This is a genomic window from Bacteroidia bacterium (assembly GCA_027493955.1).
GTDB lineage: Bacteria > Bacteroidota > Ignavibacteria > SZUA-365 > SZUA-365 > JAOSJT01.
Genome location: JAOSJT010000001.1, coordinates 3,217,895 through 3,236,742, shown reverse-complemented (window position 1 = coordinate 3,236,742; position 18,848 = coordinate 3,217,895). Strand labels below are relative to the sequence as shown.

19 protein-coding genes are annotated in these 18,848 nt (G+C 58.8%); 13 read left to right on the top strand and 6 right to left on the bottom strand.

Annotated features, from left to right (window positions below; genetic code table 11):
* Window positions 1–15: 15 nt before the first annotated feature.
* The 5 genes from menD to menE all read left to right on the top strand — a co-directional run bounded on the left by menD (window position 16) and on the right by menE (window position 7,125).
* Window positions 16–2,700: a 2-succinyl-5-enolpyruvyl-6-hydroxy-3-cyclohexene-1-carboxylic-acid synthase gene (menD, locus tag M5R41_12410; protein MCZ7557193.1), complete on the top strand. Its 2,685-nt coding sequence runs from the start codon at window positions 16–18 to the stop codon at window positions 2,698–2,700.
* A 137-nt stretch (window positions 2,701–2,837) separates the two neighbouring features.
* Window positions 2,838–3,689 carry a 1,4-dihydroxy-2-naphthoyl-CoA synthase gene (gene menB, locus M5R41_12405; protein ID MCZ7557192.1) on the top strand — a complete coding sequence of 284 codons (852 nt, stop codon included), beginning with the start codon at window positions 2,838–2,840 and terminating at the stop codon, window positions 3,687–3,689.
* The gene (locus M5R41_12400) at window positions 3,686–4,606 is read left to right on the top strand and encodes a 1,4-dihydroxy-2-naphthoate polyprenyltransferase (GenBank protein ID MCZ7557191.1); all 921 of its coding nucleotides are present in this window, start codon (window positions 3,686–3,688) and stop codon (window positions 4,604–4,606) included. Before menB ends, M5R41_12400 begins: the two co-directional genes overlap by 4 nt.
* A 4-nt stretch (window positions 4,607–4,610) precedes the next feature.
* Window positions 4,611–5,699 carry an o-succinylbenzoate synthase gene (gene menC / locus M5R41_12395; GenBank protein MCZ7557190.1) on the top strand — a complete coding sequence of 363 codons (1,089 nt, stop codon included), beginning with the start codon at window positions 4,611–4,613 and terminating at the stop codon, window positions 5,697–5,699.
* Window positions 5,686–7,125 carry an o-succinylbenzoate--CoA ligase gene (gene menE / locus M5R41_12390; GenBank protein MCZ7557189.1) on the top strand — a complete coding sequence of 480 codons (1,440 nt, stop codon included), beginning with the start codon at window positions 5,686–5,688 and terminating at the stop codon, window positions 7,123–7,125. The genes menC and menE overlap by 14 nt, the downstream gene beginning before the upstream one ends.
* 258 nt (window positions 7,126–7,383) lie before the next feature.
* On the opposite strand, the gene ubiE is transcribed toward menE, so the two are convergent.
* From ubiE to M5R41_12375, 3 genes are all read right to left on the bottom strand, one after another.
* Complete coding sequence (gene ubiE, locus M5R41_12385; protein MCZ7557188.1) at window positions 7,384–8,073, bottom strand: bifunctional demethylmenaquinone methyltransferase/2-methoxy-6-polyprenyl-1,4-benzoquinol methylase UbiE; 690 nt, start codon at window positions 8,071–8,073, stop codon at window positions 7,384–7,386.
* A gap of 31 nt (window positions 8,074–8,104) precedes the next feature.
* Window positions 8,105–8,917, bottom strand: coding sequence for a 3-deoxy-7-phosphoheptulonate synthase (gene aroF, locus M5R41_12380; GenBank protein MCZ7557187.1), 813 nt, complete (start codon window positions 8,915–8,917; stop codon window positions 8,105–8,107).
* Between the two features lie 162 nt (window positions 8,918–9,079).
* Window positions 9,080–9,787: an SDR family oxidoreductase gene (locus tag M5R41_12375; protein MCZ7557186.1), complete on the bottom strand. Its 708-nt coding sequence runs from the start codon at window positions 9,785–9,787 to the stop codon at window positions 9,080–9,082.
* 79 nt (window positions 9,788–9,866) lie between these two features.
* On the opposite strand from M5R41_12375, the gene crcB reads away from it, so the two are divergent.
* Together crcB and M5R41_12365 are read left to right on the top strand one after the other, a co-directional pair.
* Window positions 9,867–10,250, top strand: a complete 384-nt coding sequence (gene crcB, locus M5R41_12370) for a fluoride efflux transporter CrcB (protein MCZ7557185.1) — start codon at window positions 9,867–9,869, stop codon at window positions 10,248–10,250.
* Window positions 10,251–10,268: 18 nt separating this feature from the next.
* On the top strand, window positions 10,269–10,616 hold the full coding sequence (locus M5R41_12365; GenBank protein MCZ7557184.1) for a DUF190 domain-containing protein: 348 nt from the start codon (window positions 10,269–10,271) through the stop codon (window positions 10,614–10,616).
* A gap of 176 nt (window positions 10,617–10,792) precedes the next feature.
* On the opposite strand, the gene M5R41_12360 is transcribed toward M5R41_12365, so the two are convergent.
* A complete protein-coding gene (locus tag M5R41_12360; GenBank protein ID MCZ7557183.1) occupies window positions 10,793–12,268 on the bottom strand; it encodes an aminotransferase class V-fold PLP-dependent enzyme in 1,476 nt (491 codons plus the stop codon).
* 461 nt (window positions 12,269–12,729) lie between these two features.
* Between M5R41_12360 and rplM the strand changes: the two genes are divergently transcribed.
* The 6 genes from rplM to frr all read left to right on the top strand — a co-directional run bounded on the left by rplM (window position 12,730) and on the right by frr (window position 16,816).
* On the top strand, window positions 12,730–13,188 hold the full coding sequence (gene rplM, locus M5R41_12355) for a 50S ribosomal protein L13 (GenBank protein MCZ7557182.1): 459 nt from the start codon (window positions 12,730–12,732) through the stop codon (window positions 13,186–13,188).
* A gap of 30 nt (window positions 13,189–13,218) precedes the next feature.
* Window positions 13,219–13,605 carry a 30S ribosomal protein S9 gene (rpsI, locus tag M5R41_12350; protein ID MCZ7557181.1) on the top strand — a complete coding sequence of 129 codons (387 nt, stop codon included), beginning with the start codon at window positions 13,219–13,221 and terminating at the stop codon, window positions 13,603–13,605.
* 138 nt (window positions 13,606–13,743) lie between these two features.
* Window positions 13,744–14,514 carry a 30S ribosomal protein S2 gene (gene rpsB, locus M5R41_12345; GenBank protein ID MCZ7557180.1) on the top strand — a complete coding sequence of 257 codons (771 nt, stop codon included), beginning with the start codon at window positions 13,744–13,746 and terminating at the stop codon, window positions 14,512–14,514.
* Window positions 14,515–14,594: 80 nt separating this feature from the next.
* Window positions 14,595–15,437, top strand: coding sequence for a translation elongation factor Ts (gene tsf, locus M5R41_12340; GenBank protein MCZ7557179.1), 843 nt, complete (start codon window positions 14,595–14,597; stop codon window positions 15,435–15,437).
* Between the two features lie 69 nt (window positions 15,438–15,506).
* Window positions 15,507–16,262: a UMP kinase gene (gene pyrH, locus M5R41_12335; protein ID MCZ7557178.1), complete on the top strand. Its 756-nt coding sequence runs from the start codon at window positions 15,507–15,509 to the stop codon at window positions 16,260–16,262.
* Window positions 16,259–16,816, top strand: coding sequence for a ribosome recycling factor (frr, locus tag M5R41_12330; protein ID MCZ7557177.1), 558 nt, complete (start codon window positions 16,259–16,261; stop codon window positions 16,814–16,816). The genes pyrH and frr overlap by 4 nt, the downstream gene beginning before the upstream one ends.
* Before the next feature lie 91 nt (window positions 16,817–16,907).
* Here the strand turns inward: frr and M5R41_12325 are convergent, their stop codons facing one another.
* Window positions 16,908–17,543, bottom strand: coding sequence for a NusG domain II-containing protein (locus M5R41_12325; GenBank protein ID MCZ7557176.1), 636 nt, complete (start codon window positions 17,541–17,543; stop codon window positions 16,908–16,910).
* A gap of 2 nt (window positions 17,544–17,545) precedes the next feature.
* On the bottom strand, window positions 17,546–18,787 hold the full coding sequence (locus tag M5R41_12320) for a hypothetical protein (protein MCZ7557175.1): 1,242 nt from the start codon (window positions 18,785–18,787) through the stop codon (window positions 17,546–17,548).
* Window positions 18,788–18,848 lie beyond the last annotated feature (61 nt).

The window sequence follows — 18,848 nt, the reverse complement described above, 5'->3', positions numbered from 1 at the left end:
CACTATTTTCGGTACATGCGCATCGCGCGGCTTTTTCCTTTCACGCTCACAGCAGTGATTACACACGCGAACATCAACACTTTCTGGGCGCGGGTTCTCGTCGAGGAACTCGCGCGCAGCGGCGTGCGCGATGTGGTGATTTCTCCCGGTTCGCGATCGACCCCGCTCGTACTGGCTTTCGCAGCGCATCCCGACATCGAAGACCATTCCGTCATTGACGAGCGCTCCGCTGCCTTCCATGCGCTCGGCATCGCCAAAGCGAGTCGCAGACCGGTGGCGCTGCTGTGCACTTCCGGTACCGCCGCGGCGAACTACCTCCCCGCGCTCTGCGAGGCCGATGCCGCGCATGTCCCACTCATCGTGTGCACCGCGGATCGTCCGACGGAGCTGCGCCATTCCGGTGCGCCGCAAACCATGGATCAGGCCGGGCTGTATGGAAATCGCGCACGGTACTTCCATGATCTTCCACAGGCGGAAGCGGACCGCGCCAAGCTGCGCGCCCTCCGAGCCATCGTTTGTCACGCTGTTGCGCGGGCGCTGGGTCCGCTGCCCGGTCCGGTGCATCTGAACATCCCGTTTCGCAAACCCCTTGAACCGCTGCCTCCGGAGCGGTCCTTCGACGCACTACCTCCGGACTGGACTGACAGCGTCGAGGAGGAGGTGGCTGGACGCAGGGACGGCAGGGCCTGGACTTCGACGATGCACTGGGGTAATTCCGCGCACAGCGAAGCCCTGCGTTTTCAATTGCTCGATCTCCTGCTGCGTGCGCAGCGGCCGCTGATACTTGCCGGTCCACACACTCCCGACGACGGCTACCGCGACGCGCTGCTCGCCTTCGCCGAGGAACACAGTGTGCCGGTACTGGCCGAGGCGGCCTCGAATGTCCGTTACGGGCCGCCTTCGCCGTTGGTGTTCGGGAGCTCGGATCTCCTGTTGCGGAGCGGTGTCTTTCGCTCGCGCGTGAAACCGGATCTACTCGTGCAGATCGGTAGTGCGCCGACCAACAGTGCGATGCAGCGTTTCATCGATGAACTAGACGATGTGCCCTTCGTCGTGCTCACGCCCACGGCCGACCGCGCCGATCCTTCGCATCGCGCAACGCTGCATGTCATCGGACAGCCCTGCGCCATTATCGGCGATCTGGCGACAGCCATGCGCAACTATCCTCCTGCCGGACGCGATACGGACTGGTTGCCGATGTTCCGCGATGCCGACGCTGCGGCAAGAAGCGGGCTGGATACCGCACTTGCTGGCATCGAGGAGTCCTTCGAGGGGAAGGTGTTCGCGCGTCTGAGATCGCTGCTTCCGGTTGACGGAGCGCTCTTCCTCTCTTCCAGTATGCCGATTCGCGACGCGGAGACCTTTCTCGCCGTCAGTGAAAAGGATACAGCGGTGTTTTTCAATCGTGGCGTCAACGGCATCGACGGAATTCTATCCACCGCCTTGGGGGTCGCGCGGGAGAGACCGTGTGTTCTTGTTACGGGGGATGTTGCCGTGCTGCACAATCTCAATGCGCTTGCCGGCGAGGGACTGCGCGCGCTGAAACTGACCGTTGTGCTGCTGAACAACTCCGGCGGCGAGATTTTCGAACTGTTGCCGGTGCGAGATTTCGAACCGGCTTTCACGAAACATTTTGTTACGCCACATTCGACGAATTTCCCGGCTCTGTTCACTGCCTTCGGGGTGAAGCACACCGTCGCGCAGAGCTGGGAGCATTTCGACGGCAGCTTCAGGGAGGCGCTGAGGCACGACGGTGTTGCCGTCATAGAAGTGCGCACGGAAATCCGATCCAGCGGTGAACTCCGTCGCGCCGTGCTCCGGGATGTCGCAGAGGTCGTGGATGCCGCCATGAAAGGCCATTCCAGGCAACCATCCGACCTGCGCATCCCATTTCCCTTGAGCTGGAACGATCACGGTGGTGAGGGTCTGCCGGTGGTGTTGCTGCATGGATTTACCCGCGACGCTTCGTCGTGGCGCGCGCTGCATCGAGCGCTGGGAGCACGGCGGATCATTACCATCGACCTTATGGGACATGGCGCCTCGCCTTCGCCGGCGTATGAGCGCTTCCCCGAGACATGGACGCTTGATGGCGCCGCGATGCGCATTGAGGACGTCCTGAAAACGCTGGGTATCGCCCGTGCGCATATCGTCGGCTACTCTCTCGGTGCCAGAACAGCATTGACCTTTGCCCTCGGCTATCCGAAGCGCCTTGCTTCGCTCGCGCTGCTCAGCGGAAATCCCGGCATGGAGGATGCCGCCATGCGTTCCGCTCGCTCTCAGCAGGACGCACAGCTTGCGGAAACCATTCTCACAGACGGACTTGCGCGTTTTGTGCAGGCCTGGAGCATCGCGCCGTTATTCGAGGCGCAGCGGTATGCCCATCCCTCCGCCTGGCGTAAGGCCGTCGCGGAACGGAGGAAGGGATGCTCCCGGGGTTTTGCGTCATCCTTGCGCGGCAGCGGACAAGGTGCCCAGGAGTCCATGTGGAAGCAGCTCGCGGAACTCGCGTGCCCGGTCTTTGCCGCCGCAGGAACGCAGGATCCGGTATATGCTGATGTGGCAAGACGCATTGCGTCAGAGAAGGAGGCGGAACTGTGCCTGTTCGAGAACTGCGGCCACGATCTCCCTCTGGAGCAGCCAATCGCGCTGGCCCTGGCGCTGACGACATTCTGGACCGGGGTTGAGAACCGGCAGCCGTAGCGCCGGTGATTGCATGTGCGGACAGCCACGATCATGAGGTACCGCACATCGTCTGCCTTGCGATGGTTGAACCCGACGGCGTCCCGCTGCTGTTTTCAGGAGGAAAGCTCATCGAACCCGAACGACAAGGAGATACAATGACAAGCACTTCAATTACATGGACAACGGTCAAAGAATATTCCGACATCACATTCCGGAAAAGCGATGAAGGTATCATGCGTATCGCCATCAACAGGCCGGAAGTCCGCAACGCCTTTCGCCCGGAGACGGTGGATCAGCTCCTCGACGCCTTTCGCATCGCGGCGCTGGATACCTCCATCGGCGTGGTGCTGCTGACGGGTGAAGGACCCTCGCGCGACGGAAAATGGGCGTTCTGCAGCGGGGGAGACCAGAAAATACGCGGCGACGCCGGCTACATGGCGCAGGAGGGTGGTGCGCCGCGTCTGCATATTCTGGAATTGCAGCGTCTCATACGTACCATGACCAAACCGGTCATCGCGCTTGTCGCCGGCTATGCTATCGGCGGCGGACATGTCCTGCATGTGGTGTGCGATCTGACAATCGCCGCAGACAACGCGGTATTCGGTCAGACGGGTCCCAGAGTGGGCAGTTTCGACGGCGGCTTCGGAGCGTCGTATCTCGCGCGTCTCGTCGGCCAGAAACGCGCCCGCGAAATCTGGTATCTTTGCCGGCAGTATTCCGCGCAGGAGGCGTTTGACATGGGCCTGGTGAATACGATTGTTCCCGTGGAGCGCCTGGAGGAGGAAGGCGTGCAGTGGGCGCGCGAAATTTTGGAGAAATCACCCCTGTCCATACGACTTCTGAAATCCGCCTTCAATGCCGAACTTGACGGACAGGCAGGGATACAGGAGCTCGCCGGGAATGCGACATTGTTGTATTACATGTCCGAGGAGGCGCAGGAGGGCAAGAAAGCCTACGTGGAAAAACGCGCGCCCGATTTTCGGAAGTATCCCTGGCTTCCGTGGTGAGAGCGCAAACGCACCTACCGGTCTCCGCTCCCCCCGCAATCAGTCGCGCGCAAGCGTGGCTTCTTGCGTCGCGGCCGAAGACGCTCCCCGCCGCCTTCGCTCCTGTGATGGTGGGCACCGCCGTCGCATACGCCGAAGGCGCCTTCACACCGCTTCCGGCGGTCATGGCGCTGCTCTGCGCGTTATTGATTCAGATTGCAACCAACCTGGCCAACGACTACTTCGACTACATCAAGGGAGCGGATACGGAGCATCGCATCGGTCCCGTGCGCGTGGTCCAGAGCGGTCTTATCCCTCCGGAAACCGTGCGCAATGTCATGATCGGGGTGCTGGCGGTGACTTTTTTGCTCGGACTGTATCTGGTGTATCTCGGAGGATGGCCGGTGCTGCTTATCGGCATCGCTTCGCTCGTCTGCGCGGTGCTGTACACGGCGGGCCCGTGGCCGCTTGCCTATGTCGGACTTGGCGACGTTTTCGTGTTCCTGTTTTTCGGGATAGTGGCGGTGACAGGTACGCACTTCGTGCAGGCGCTGTACTGGTCGCCCGACGCACTGCTGGCCTCCTTGCCCATCGGCGCGCTTTCCACCGCCATTCTGGTGGTGAACAATTATCGCGACATTGACACGGACAAGCTTACCGGGAAACGCACTCTGGCCGTACGGATAGGGAAAAGCGCAACACGAACGCAATACTACGTACTGCTGGCCGGCGCGTTTCTGTATCCGACCCTTCATCTCCTGGCCGGTCATTCTCTCCTCTACGTTTTTCCCTTGCTCACCGCTCCGCTTGCCTTTTATGCTGCAAGGATTGTTGCATCGCAGAGCGACGGGCAGGCATTGAATCACGCACTTGCCATGACCGGGCGTCTGCTGGCGATATACGCGACGCTGCTGTCGGTGGCCATCACATTCGGGTAATTGTATGAACGTCTCTGTACATCAACACACGTTGCCGCTTCGGGCGCCGTTTCGCACTGCGGGATGGAGCATTCTGGAGCGCGAGGTGCTTATCGTTCGCATCGAAGATACTGTTTCCGGTCTCAGCGGCTACGGAGAAGCCGCTCCGCTGAAAGCATTCGGCACGGAATCCTTCGACGAGGCCGCCGAAGCGCTGCGTCAATTCGCGCGGGAGTACGACGGGAGTGATATCAATCTCCTCGAATTCTCGGAGTCCTGCGGTAAACTCGTCCTCGACAGGTTGCGTGGAACCCCAACCGCAAGCTGCGCGGTGGAGACAGCCACGTTCGACTTGCTCGCACGGATAGCGGGCGTTCCGCTCGCCAGGGTCCTGGCCAACGCAGACGTCTGTACGTCCATTCCCGTCAACGCGATACTGAGCAGCGGCGATGTGCAGACAACGCTGCTCGGTGCGGAAGCAGCACTGGAAGACGGTTTCTCCTGCCTCAAACTCAAGGTCGGCGCCATGCCGGGCGAAGACGACATCGAGCGGGTACGGGCCGTCCGTGAACTGGCCGGTCCCGATATCCTGATCCGGCTCGACGCCAATGGGGCCTGGAAACTGAAGAAAGCATACTCCATGATGGAGAAACTCTCCCCGTTCGACATCGAGTACATCGAGCAGCCGGTTGCGGACATCGATGGAATGCTCGAGCTCCGGGATGCCCAAATCATTCCCATTGCGGCGGATGAAAGCGCGCAGCGCCATAGCCAGGCAGAAAGCGTGATAATGGAAGGCGCGGCGGATATTGTCGTCCTCAAACCGATGGCGTTCGGCGGAATCATCCAGACGATAGCGCTTACCGAACTGGCGCACCTGTTCGGCATAGACGTGGTTTTTACTTCCTTCATCGATTCGGCCATTGGAAGAAACACCGTAGCCCATATCTGCGCCGCCATGCCGCACCTTACCCGTCATCATGGTATCGCCACGGGCGCTTTGTTCGCCACCGATTTTGCCCGGGACACCATCACCGGAGGATGCTTCGTGCTTTCGAAACAATCGGGCATCGGCATTATTCCGGAGCTGGGGGCCGCCCGTGCATCCGCTTGAAGCGCTCGCCCGCGCGGTTCCGGATCGCCAGGCGCTGCGTGAGGGACAGGAAATCTGGAGCTACGCCCGACTCTACCGGGAGGCCTCGGCACTAGCGGCGGAATTGCATTCCGCGTTCGGGATACGGAAAGGCCTGCGGGTGGCGACGCTCGCGGAAAACAGCTCCCGTCATGTCGTGGCGCTGCATGCGCTGATGCTGCTCGGTGCCACGGTTGTTCCACTCAATACGAGGCTGTCCGCGGCGGAACGCGCGGCGCAGCTCGATCTCGTTCGGCCCGTGCTGCTTCTCAGTGACAATGCGAACGTGGAATCCTGTTCCGTTCCGATGCGGGATCTGCGCGCAGCCCCACCGCCAGGGGATGCTGCGTATCTCGAAACATCTCCCTGTACAGACGATGATCTGTTGTCCATACTGTTCACGTCGGGCAGCACAGCCGCACCCAAGGCCGTGCCGCATACATGGGCGCAACATCGTGCAAGCTCCCGGGGATCGCGCGAGAATCTTGGAACGCAACCGGACGATGCCTGGCTCTGCGTCATCCCGTTGTTTCATATCGGCGGATTTGCCATCGTCGTGCGCAGTCTGCTCTACGGCAGCGCAGTGGTGCTGCCTGCGGACAATACGCCGGAGACACTCGCGCGCGAATGCAGGGACGGAATAACGCTCGCCTCGCTCGTGCCGACCATGCTGCATCGGATGTTTCGACGCGACCCGGAACTTAACGGATCCAACTGTCCGAAACTCAGAGCCATTCTGCTCGGCGGCGCGGCGGCGAGTCCCCTGCTGTGGGAAGAAATCGTCAGACGCGGGATGCCCGTACTCGGCACCTACGGCATGACCGAGAGCTGCTCGCAAATCTGTACCGCGCCGATCAGCAATACCGCGCGCTACGCCGGCACCGCAGGTGTGCCAATCCCCGGCGCGGAGCTTCGCATTGTGGACGAGAAGGGAAATCCTTGTCCGGCTTCCGGTGCGGGAGAGATTCTTGTGCGGGGACCCATGGTGATGTCGGGCTATCTCGGAAATCCTTCGGCGAACTCCGAGCGCTTCGTTGACGGATGGTTCCGCACGGGTGACATCGGCAGTATCGATGATAACGGCGCGCTCAACGTGCTGGGACGGCGTGATGACGTCGTGATAAGCGGTGGTGAGAACATCTATCCCGCGGAGATTGAAGCGGTGCTGCACATGCATCCGCAGATCGAGGGCGCGATCGTTGTCGGTGTGCCGGACGAAGAGTGGGGGCAGCGCCTTGCCGCCGTGATACAGGGCGAGGCATCGGTGGAAGAGGAACTGCTGCCCTGGTGCAGGAATCGCCTCGGTCCTCTGAAAACACCCAGACTCTGGAAATTTGTCACGGATATTCCGCGCACAGCGTCAGGCAAACCCGACCGCCTCGCCGCCAAGGCCCTGTTCAGCAACTAATCGATTTACGATTGTCGACTTGAAGATTTCCGATTTGGCGGCTTGAAGTTGCCTGCCCGCCGGAGCATCCCCATGTGGCGGCTCATCCTTCGGTGCTGTCATTTCTGCGTGTTCTGTGTTTTCTGAGAATTCTGCGTTTCTGCGTGCTCTGTGTTTTCTGAGAATTCTGCGTTCACGATTAACAATTCCAGATCACAAGGAATTACGACTCTACAAGTGAACTTCACAGGCTTCGCATCGTCAATCATACGTCGTAAATTATTTCACTACACCCACGTACAGATAGGCGATACCGCCGGTGAGGGAGATAGTGCGGCGCGAGGAAAAGCCCCCGCTGGCGTCCATGAGCGAAAGGAAGTCGTCACCGGTAGGGAAAGCCGCCGAAGTGCGGGTGAGGTAGCGGTACGCGTCACGTTTCCCGGAAATGAAACCACCGACGAAGGGGATGACCACGGCGCTGTAGAAGCGGAAAAGCGGACGCATCCACCACTCGGGCGTACCGAACTCCAGCACCAGTACCAAGCCTCCCGGACGCACCACGCGAGCCATGCTCCGCAAGGCCTGCACGGGATCATCCACATTGCGTATGCCGAAAGCAATGGAGGCCGCATCGAAGGTGTCGTTCGCGTAGGTCAGGTGCATGGCGTCCTGCACCTCCCACTCGATGTCCAGTCCGAGTTTCCGTGATTTTTCCGGCGCGAAGGCAAGCATGTCTGCGTTGAAATCCGTGCCGACCACGCGCCCCGTTTTTCCCGCAGCCCGTTTGAATTCTATGGCCAGGTCTCCGGTGCCTGTCGCACAATCCAGCACGACACCTCCCTGAGAAATGCCGCTCTCACGGACGGTGCGCTTACGCCAGCGGTGGTGGACGCCGAGAGACAATACGCTGTTGGCGCGGTCGTAACTGCCCGCAATGTCCGAAAACATGTCGTGCACGTGCCGACTCATACGGGTCTCACGAAAGTCTGAGAAAACAACATCAGGCGAAGCGACGGCCGGTCGCTTCGGCAACACGGTGAAGCTGATCCATCATCTCCGAAAACAGCGCGGGCGGTAACGCCTGATCCGCATCGGAGAGCGCTATGGAGGGATCGGGGTGGACCTCCACCATCAGACCGTCCAGACCGGCCGCGAGCGTGGCGGCGGCGAGTGCCGGAATGAGCACAGGATTCCCGGTGGCATGTGACGGATCAACTATGACGGGAAGGTGCGTCTGCTGGCGCGCAAGTACCGCGCCGGCAAGATCGAGGGTGAAACGGGTCTCGTTGGAAAACGTCCGTATGCCGCGCTCGCAGAGTATCACCTGCTCGTTTCCCCCGACGATAACGTATTCCGCGGCGAGCAACCACTCTTTTATCGTGGCGGCGAAACCTCGTTTTATCATCACCGGTTTGCTCACATGGCCAAGCTCCTTGAGCAGGGCCGTGTTGTCCATGTTGCGCGAACCGACCTGGAACGCGTCTACATACGGTTCCATCTCTTCGACGTCTTTTTCCGACAGCACTTCCGTGATCATGCGAATGCCGTACTGGTCCGCCGCTTCGCGCATCAGATGTACGCCATCGAGGCCCAGCCCCTGGAAGGTGTAGGGGGAGGTGCGGGCCTTGAAAGCGCCGCCGCGCAAGACGCGGGCGCCCCGGGAGGCAACCAATTGTGCGGCGCTGCTGATCTGCTCGCGCGACTCGACGGCACAGGGACCGGCAATGACGATGAATTCCTCACCGCCGAATTCCACGTCCCCGATGCGGACTCGCGTACGCGGCATGCTGCTGACAGCCGAATCAATGTTCATGCGTTCGTCGTGTGAAATGCTGCCGTGGCGAGGTGCTGTATTGTTCTGCTGTGTTTCGATGATATTCAATGTTCAAAAGACAACTATTCTACAAACATCCGAAGAAAGCAGCAGTAAAACAACGGCCGCAAGGTATTCGTTCACACTAGCACATATTTTCGTTCAGATGTTGAGGCCGCCGAACAGCTTTATATCGCTGCCATTCACCGAAGCGGCGGCATCACTCAGCAAATACGACACCGCCGCGGCAATGTCGGAAGGCGGCGTCCATTTCGGAATATCTTCCTCCGCTCCCCACGACAGATTCGCCTCGGTCACGATTATTCCCGGCAGAATGCAGTTGGCGGTGACGCCGTTCTTTCTGCCCTCATCCGCAAGGATTTTCGTCAGAGCTGAAACGCCGGCTTTCGCCACGCCATATCCCGCCTGCGACGCCGCGGGCTTGACGCTGGCCATAGCTCCGATGGTGACGATACGGCCGCTGCCGTTGCCGGAAAATTCCTTCATGGCGAGACGCGCGGTGAGAAACAGCGAACGAAGGTTCAGATTGAGCAGGAAATCCCAGTCCTCGACGGACGTTTCCTCGATATGCTGAAACCCGCGAATCCCACCCAGCAGATGCACGAGTCCATACAGAGTGCCTCCGCTCACCGCGGCGTCGAATACCAGCGCAACGGCATGCTCGTCGAGCATGTCCGCTTCGATCAGCAGGAGTTGATCACGTTGCTGCGGTGCGAAATGCGTCCGCAGCTTCTGTGCCTCATCAACGGAATTATAGGGAACGACACAGCGATAGCCGTCGGCCACGAGCCGCTGAACGACAACACTGCCAAGCGCACCGGTGCCGCCCGGTATGAGAATGGATTTCATCGTTACTTTGCTCAGTATGAAACAATAGGTACCTTTCCATGATAGCCAACACAAAGGACGATTTCAACATTCCCGCGTCATGCCACAATTCTACCCTGTTCTAGCTGTCGCCATCGGAGGCGGAATAGGTGCCGCCCTGCGCTACCTGCTCTCCGGCGCGGTATACCGCGTGCTCGGGACGGATTTTCCGTACGGAACGCTGGCGGTAAATCTGCTCGGTTCAGTGATTCTGGGCTGGCTGATGGAGGCCACCGAATACGGTACGAGCGCCGCTCCCATGCTTCGTCTCTTTCTCGGCGTCGGATTGTGCGGGGGTTTTACGACATTCTCCACCTTCAGCTACGAAACGATGCGCTTGCTTTCCGACGGCGTCTATCTGCAGGCTCTTCTGAACGTCGCCGGGAGCGTCGGATTGTGCATTCTTGGAATCTGGCTCGGTATGTTGCTCGCCCGCGTCATCTGAGACACACAGGAGGCAACCATGCATATCAGTGGTGAAGCGGTGCTGTTGCGCATCTTTCTCGGCGAAAGCGATCGTCATGAGGGGAAACCCCTGTATGAAGCCATCGTGAACGCGGCCCGCGCCGAAGGCCTTGCCGGCGCCACGGTGCTCCGGGGTATCGAGGGGTACGGCGCCTCCAGCCGCTTGCACACCGCGCGCTTGCTGCGGCTCTCTACGGATCTTTCGATTGTTGTCGAATTCGTCGACAAGGAGGAACGTATCGAGGCCTTCCTCTCCGTGCTCGACGGATTGTTTGACATCGCCGGCTGCGGCGGTCTGGTCACCAGGGAAAAAGTGGAGGTTATCCGTTATCATCCGGAACGATGAGCCGGATGCGCGGCCAGTCGCAGCGTTGCATCAGGATTCGTGCCGTGTGCACGGGACGGTACAAAGGCGTGTCGGACAGAAGCCGTGTGCGGTCGTTCGCCGGCACATCGCCGTCCGCCGATGGACACGGTTCGCTCTATCGCAACAGGCAGGCTGCGTAAGTAATCCGTATTGTCTCAGCTCGCTTCGCTGAACTCGCGAAGTTCCGTCGTAGGCTTGAACTGGAAGTGCGGGAAGTATGACGCAAAGTCGTAGTCGAAATCTTTCGGCCAGTACGTACCGCTGCGCCGATCCAGCACATAACTGTCCGCAAATTCACCTCGTGCAATGCGATGCAGCATGTCCACGAGCCGGTCCACATCCTCGCGGTTGTTGTAACAGCCAAAACTTGCGCGTACCATACCGGGCAGATTGGTCCTGTCGCCGCCGAGAATCTCTTCCGTCAGCGCTTTTGAGGATTCCTCGTCCACCTGCAGCAGTCGCTTGACGTACGGATGCGCGCAGAAACAGCCGTTACGCACGCCGATTCCGCCCTCCGCGCTCAGAATGGCCGCAACTTTCGCATGCGGTGTTCCCTGCATTTCGAAGGACAAGACCCCGACCTTATTCGCGAGCTCGTGTTCTTCCGTCGGACCGAAGAGTATCAAACCCGGTACCTCCTTCATACGGCGTACCGCATAGGACACCATCTCATGTTCGTGTTCCGCTATCTTTTCCATGCCCGCGGCCTGAAGCATGTGTATGGCGGCCGCCAAACCGACCGCACCGGGCACGTTGGGGCTGCCGGCTTCTTCGCGCGCGGGAGGCGCGGAAAATGCGACAAAATCTTCCTCAACAATATCCACAACGCCGCCGCCGACCATGTCCGGATCACCCTGCGAAAAGTAGTCGCGCGGTCCGACAAGCACGCCGATGCCGTATGGCGCGTACATTTTGTGCGCCGAGTAGGCGATAAAATCGATATGCCCCGCGTCGCCGTCGGGAAGCACATTGATGGGGCGGTGCGGAGCCAGCTGCGCCGCATCCACGAAAATGTAGGCGCCATGTTCATGCGCCAGAGCCGCAAGGTCATGTACGGGATTGATGATGCCTGTGATGTTGGAGGCGCCCGTCACCGCGAGAAATCGCACATGCCCGCGATGAGCGGCGAAGGTTTCTCGCAGATGCTGCATGTTCAGGTAGCCCTTGTCGTCCACGCCGATGTGAATGACCTTCGCATGCTTGCGCCAGGGCAGGTCGTCGGAGTGATGCTCCATGAGCGTCGTGATGACGACGTCCCCTTCACGCCAGTCGCAACGGTTCGCAAGTTTGTTCACGGCCTCGGTGGTGTTCTTGAGAAAAATGACCGTGTTGCGATCAAGGTCCGCACCGACAAAGCGTCCCGCAATGTCGTGCGCTTCGTCAAACACATGCGTGGCCAGCAGTGACTTGAAGCCGGTGCCACGGTGCACACCGGAGTAGAACGGCATGAATTCCGCCATGACTTCGTATGCGTGGCGGAACGACGGAGTGCTCGCTCCATTGTCCAGGAACACATATTCGACGCTGCTTCCATCCAGCAACGGCACCTTGGTATCTATGCCCATGATATTCGAGCGGAGGTCGTTGAGCGTCCAGTGACATCGGTGCGAGACGGTAAGGAGTGGATTCATGCGCTGTTCCTGTCGCGGAAGTTGAAGATACGTGCCTGAAAAAATACGCGATTGAAGAGAGTCAACAAAACGTGGCGCCGTACAAGGGCTGCGCGCAGATCGTGCGCCGGTCGTTCGCAGCAACGTTTTGCCCGTACACACATCGCGCGACGCATCCGGGTGGGGCGCATGATCGGGCGGGAAACGCGTTCGTGCACGTTCACGCCGGGGAGGCCTCTCCGGAACGCTGCCAGGATTTGGAGATAATTTTTCCTGCGAACCGCGATACAGATCATGGAATCGCACAACGGGAACAGAATTATTTTCATCACACCCACCTCGCGTTGGCCCCCTGTTTGCAGTATCGCAACAGAAGTGTGGCCAAAAGGATTTTCCTGCACCTTGACTTTTTCCCTATAGCGATATTACTTTGTAGATCGGTTTATTTTTATCGACACTTAACTGAATTACAAAGGCTACATATGAGCAACCGTACCACCCAGCGAACCTTTCAGGCAAAGGAAGTCGAGGTCGACAAGAAATGGTATGTCGTCGACGCCGACGGACTTGTGCTCGGTCGGCTGGCCGCGAACGTCGCGCGTATCCTGCGCGGCAAGCACAAGCCGATCTTTACGCCGCATGTCGACACGGGCGACTTCGTCATCGTGATCAACGCGGATAAGGTTCGCGTGACGGGTAAGCGTTTCGAACAGAAATCGTACTTCACGCATTCCGGCTATCCTGGTGGTGCGAAGACCCGCATGTTCAAGGATCTCGTCAAGAGCAATCCGCGCTACGTCATCGAGCACGCCGTCAAGGGCATGCTGCCGCACAACCGCCTCGGGCGCCAGATCATCAAGAAGTTGAAAGTCTATGCAGACGGCAACCACCCGCATCAGGCGCAAATGCCGGAAGTCCTGACCTTCGACAGAGAACAGTGATAACAATACATTCTTCTTGCAAGGTATCTCATGAATCATAAGATCACAGTCGGGCGCAGGAAAACGGCAGTCGCCCGTACGTTCATCACTCCCGGCAGCGGGAAGATGACGGTCAACGGCAAAGACGTCACGCAGTACTTCCCGACCGAGCTGTTGCTCGATGAAGTCCGCTTGCCCTTTACCGTCACCGAAACAAACGACCGTTACGATACACACATCCGCGTTCGCGGTGGTGGCACACACGGTCAGGCCGGTGCCGTCCGCATGAGCATCGCCCGCGCTCTGGTGGAAGCGGACGAAGAATTCCGCAGCCGCCTGCGTCGCGCCGGTTTGCTTACACGCGACTCCCGTATGGTCGAGCGTAAGAAATACGGACAGAAAAAGGCACGCAAGCGCTTCCAGTTCAGCAAACGTTAATTCCCTGCGGACGGTGCGCCCCGGCGCACCGTTTTCCGCCTCTATCACACATGCGCTCCGACCGCCTCCCGTGTGTATCCCGCGGGATATCGGAGACGGAATGACGGGCGCAGCGGCATAAACACAATAGGAGTCATCATGCCCAGAGTATCCCTCGAAAGTCTTCTCGCGTCCGGTACCCATTTCGGTCACCTGACGCGCCGTTGGAATCCGAAGATGAAACCCTACATCTTCATGGAGCGCAATGGCATTCACATCATCGACCTGAAAAAAACGCAGGAGCAGCTCGACGAAGCCTGCGCCAAGGTTGCGCAGGTCATCTCCGAAGGGAAGCGTATCCTGTTCGTCGGAACGAAAAAACAGGCAAAAGATATCGTTCGTCAGGCCGCGACCGAAAGCGGTCAGCACTATGTTGTCGAGCGCTGGCTCGGCGGCATGCTCACCAATTTCTCGACGATTCGCAAGAGCATCAAGCGTCTCACCAATATCGAGAAAATGGAGACCGACGGTACCTTCGAGCAGATTACGAAAAAAGAACGCCTCATGATCTCCCGCGAGAAAGAGCGTCTGAACAAAATCCTGAGCGGCATTGTCGATATGAGCCGTCTCCCCGGCGCATTGTTCGTGGTGGATATCAAGAAAGAGCATATCGCCGTCAAGGAAGCCAACCTGCTCAATATTCCCGTGTACGCCATCGTGGACACCAATTGTGATCCCGACAATGTGGATCATGTCATTCCCGGTAACGATGACTCCGCCCGCACCATCGAGCTGATGACCAAAGCGTTGGTGGAAGCCATCAACGAAGGCAAAGAGCAGGGCCGCACCATGAAGGCCGAGCAGGCCGCCGAAGAAGAGCGCATCGCGAAGGAAACCGATGCGACAGACGAGGAAGAAGAGCAGCAGTAAGTTGATCAGAATGGCTGTTCCGCAGCCATTCTTTGTAATACGCAAGATTTTTTTTCTATAACACGCAATAGAGACATCACATGGAAATCACAGCCGCCACTGTCAAGGAACTTCGCGAGCGCACCGGCGCCGGTATGATGGATTGCAAGAAAGCGCTGAACGAAACCAACGGCGACATGGAGCAGGCCATCGAATACCTGCGCAAAAAAGGCGCCGCCACCGCCGAAAAACGTGCGGATCGCACTGCAAACGAAGGTGTCGTGCTCACCAGCATCGACAACGGCAAGGGCGTTATCGTGGAAGTGAACTGCGAAACCGATTTCGTCGCACGCAGCGAGGACTTCCTCAGCTTCGCGAATCGCGCTCTTGAAGCCGTAAAATCGCAGGCCCCCGCCGATGTCGCTGCTCTTCTGCAGGCGAAAAGCGGTGACCTCACTGTTGGCGATTATCTTCAGGAACTCGTCGGAAAAATCGGTGAGAAAATCGAAGTCAAGCGTTTCGCCACGTTCGCCACTGACGGCGCGCTCATCGACTACATCCACCCGGGTGCCAAATTGGGTGTAATGCTCGAGATCAGCGGCGCTACCGGTGACGCCGTGTCCACACTGGGCAAGGACCTCGCCATGCAGGTTGCCGCCATGAGCCCCGTGGCCATCGATCGCAGCTCCGTGCCCGCGGAGATCACGCAGAAGGAACTCGAGATTTACCGCCAGCAGGCGCTGGAGCAGGGTAAACCCGAGAATATGGTGGACCGCATCGCCGAAGGGAAGCTCAACAAGTACTTCCAGGAGTACACCCTGCTGGAGCAGACCTTCCTTCGCGACACCACGAAGACGGTGAAGGAGCATGTCGAAGAGGTCGGCAAGAATGTCGGCGGCACTCTGACCGTCGTCCGTTTCGAGCGCTTCCAGGTCGGAGCGTAATTTCACGGTTTGTTGAGCAGAGCCTTTTGGCGACATCGCCAGAAGGCTCTTTTTATGCGGAGGCGCCTCATGGAAGCAAAATTCAAACGCATTCTCCTCAAACTCAGCGGCGAGTCGCTGATGGGTGATCGCGAGTACGGGATTGATCCCGACACGCTGCGCATGTACGCGGACGAAATCATCTCCGCGCGCGAGCTCGGTGTCGAGGTCGGTATCGTACTCGGCGGAGGAAACATTTACCGCGGCGTCGCCGCCGCCGCGCAGGGTATTCACAAGGCCTCGGGTGACCAGATGGGCATGCTCGCCACCATGATCAACTCCCTGGCCCTGCAGAATATGCTCGAAGAGCGTGGCGTGTATACGCGGCTCGCCAGCGCGATTGAAATGAATCAGATCGCTGAGCCCTATATTCGCCGTCGCACTATCCGACATCTGGAAAAAGGCCGCGTCGTGATCATGGGTGCCGGTACCGGCCATCCCTACTTCACTACCGACACCGCCGCCGCATTGCGGGCTGTCGAGATCGAAGCCGACGTGATTCTCAAGGGCACGCGTGTGGACGGTGTGTACGATTGCGATCCCGAAAAAAATCCCGACGCGTTCCGTTTTCAGGAAATCAACTATCTCGACGTCCTGCAAAAGGACCTGCGTGTGATGGACCTCACCGCCATAACATTGTGTCGCGAAAACAAACTTCCTATTATTGTCTTTAACATCAACACCAGAGGCAACCTTAAAAAGCTGTTGCTCGGCGAGGATGTCGGCACACTGGTGAGCGATACTGCAACCGCAACGACTTCAACAAGCACGGAGCTGCTGCCATGATGAAAGATATTCTCAAGGATGCCGCCGACCGTATGGACAAATCCATCGAGGCCCTGCGGCAGGAACTCAGCAAGATTCGCACGGGCAAGGCGACGACGGCATTACTCGACGGCGTAAAAGTGGAGTACTACGGCGCGATGACCCCGCTGCAACAAATGGCGAGTGTGACCGTTCTCGACGCGCACACGCTGGGCATACAGCCCTGGGACAAGACCGCGCTCAATCCCATCGAGAAAGCCATCCGCAGCGCGGACCTTGGCCTCAATCCCGGTAACGACGGAAATCTCATCCGCGTCCCCATTCCCGCACTCAATGAAGAACGGCGTCGGGATATCGTGAAGCTTGTCAAGCGCTTTGGTGAGGATACGCGCGTCGCCATCCGTAACATCCGTCGCGATGCGAACGATCAGCTGAAAAAAGCCGAGAAGGATGATCACGTGTCCGAAGACGAACGCATCAAGGCCGAAAAGGATGTACAGGACATGACCAACAAACATATCGAGCATGTCGAGGAATTGCTCAAGCACAAGGAAAAAGAGGTCATGGAAGTGTAGCGTCGTCCGCGAAAACGGAGAACCAAAGGGTGAGAAGAGGTGAGAAACGATGGTTTCTCACCTCTTCTGTTTTCCCCCGAATCGTCTTTCGTCAATCGCCAACTCCGATCACGATACTGATTTCATTGGGCACACAGGTGATGCGCTGGCCGGGCGTGATGATGGGCGGATGGGCTTTGCAGATGCCATGGGCACAGGGTGCGTCCACGACAACGAGTCGCTGATTTGCGACGACGATGCGCATCTGTCCGATAGTCCCCTCGATAATGAAGCGACCATCCTCATACAACGGAATGGCGTTGACACGCACATTCTTATGGAATACCTCCGCCGTGCGGCTGAACGAGGGTATGATGTTCACGAAGCGCAACAGGGTCGGGTCACTTTGCAGGCGGGTCAGTTCAAGGTCGTCGTGTATCTGTCGCAGAGCGGAGTAAAACATCGAAGCCCCGTCACGGTAGTCGCGAAGTGTGTTCTGCTCGAAGAGCAGCACGCCGCCGGGGAACACACCAGTGAGCTGACTCTGCTTCAGACGGAAAAACTTGCCGCTGAAATGCTCGGGCAGGGATTCCTCCGCAATTCTGTCCGCGTCGTCGGGGTGATCGGTGAGTATACTCACGTCCAGACGCACGGGATCGAATTGCTTGCGAATGGGTTCGGGCACGGTCTTATGCGCACGGTCACGCAGTCGGAGGAATCCGAGCCGCATGAATTCACGGCGATCCATACTCATTGTTTCTTCTCCCTGCATGTCAAACAGAAATTTTCGCCGAGCCGCTCGTCCGGATACCGAAACCATTGCCCGACCAGATCGAAGCTGCTCTCCTCACCCTGATGCCAGACAATGAGGTATACGCCGTCCACGGCCATGGCGATGACGGGCGCTTTTCGCGGAATTCTGTCGTCGCGGTCATTCACGCGCTGATTTCCGCCCCGCGGTGAACCGTCCCGCTCGAAGACCTGCATGTAGGTATCTCCCTGCTGATTTGTCTCCGTATTGCGATAGTCCTCCCAGCACATCACCATATTTCCCCTGCCGTCGCCGGCGATAACGGGTAGCCGCTGCCAACGGTCACCATCGTCGTCGTTGATGCGTTGCGCGGGAGTGAGCGTGGAACGCGAAATGTCCGCAACGCGCCGGTAGATATTACTATGCCCTTCGCGATAATCCTTCCAGACGAACACGGCCGTGTCCTGCGACATCCACGCAGCGGCGGCCAGTGTGGTCATGTTTTTCCGCTGCGCGGAATCGAGCAGCACATTCTCTCCGACGGGACCGGCGCGCCAGAGTTGATAATAGAACTTCCACTTTCCGTCCACGCGATTGTCGGACCAGACGGCGAGAGCGGCCGGACAGCTCCCTGCCGAGAGTTTGGGCTGGCCCTGCAGCGCTCTCCCTCCATCGTCGTTGAGCATGGACGCGTGACCTTCGGGCAGTCCTTCCGCATTCATCGGGCGCGCATAGATATCGAGTTGGAGGTTGCGAAAATCCTGCCACACGGCGAGGGCTCCGACGGGCGTTCGTCGTAACGCGGGAAGCATGGCGTCCGCCTCCGCGTCACTGATCCACCCCTCGTCGGAGAGCGCTTGACCATTGCCGGCGAGCAGACGATACAGCACACGCTGTCGCCCATCACCGCCACGCTGCCAGGCCACAATCGCCGTATCGCAGTTGAGGAAGGTGACAGCGGGTTTGCTGTCTTCGAAGCCCGGATTCGGAGCGCTTACATCGAAGACGCGGATCTCCTCCCGCTGCCCTTGCCGCAGGAACAGTGCCCGGATCTTCGAAACGCCTTCGCCGCGTTGCGTCCAGACAACGCAATACAAACCGTTACCGTTTTCATCCACTGCCGCATGCCAGGTGCTGTGGGTGAGCTTCCTGACCGCAATGGTGTCGGTGTGCACCTGAGCGAGCGCCGCGCGCGTGAGGCAGGAGAGTAACAGGACGAGAAGGATGTTCCGTATCTTCATGCGAGAAAAAATAGGATGCGGAAGGCAGAGAAGAAAATCGCCGCTCCGCTGCATGATGGCA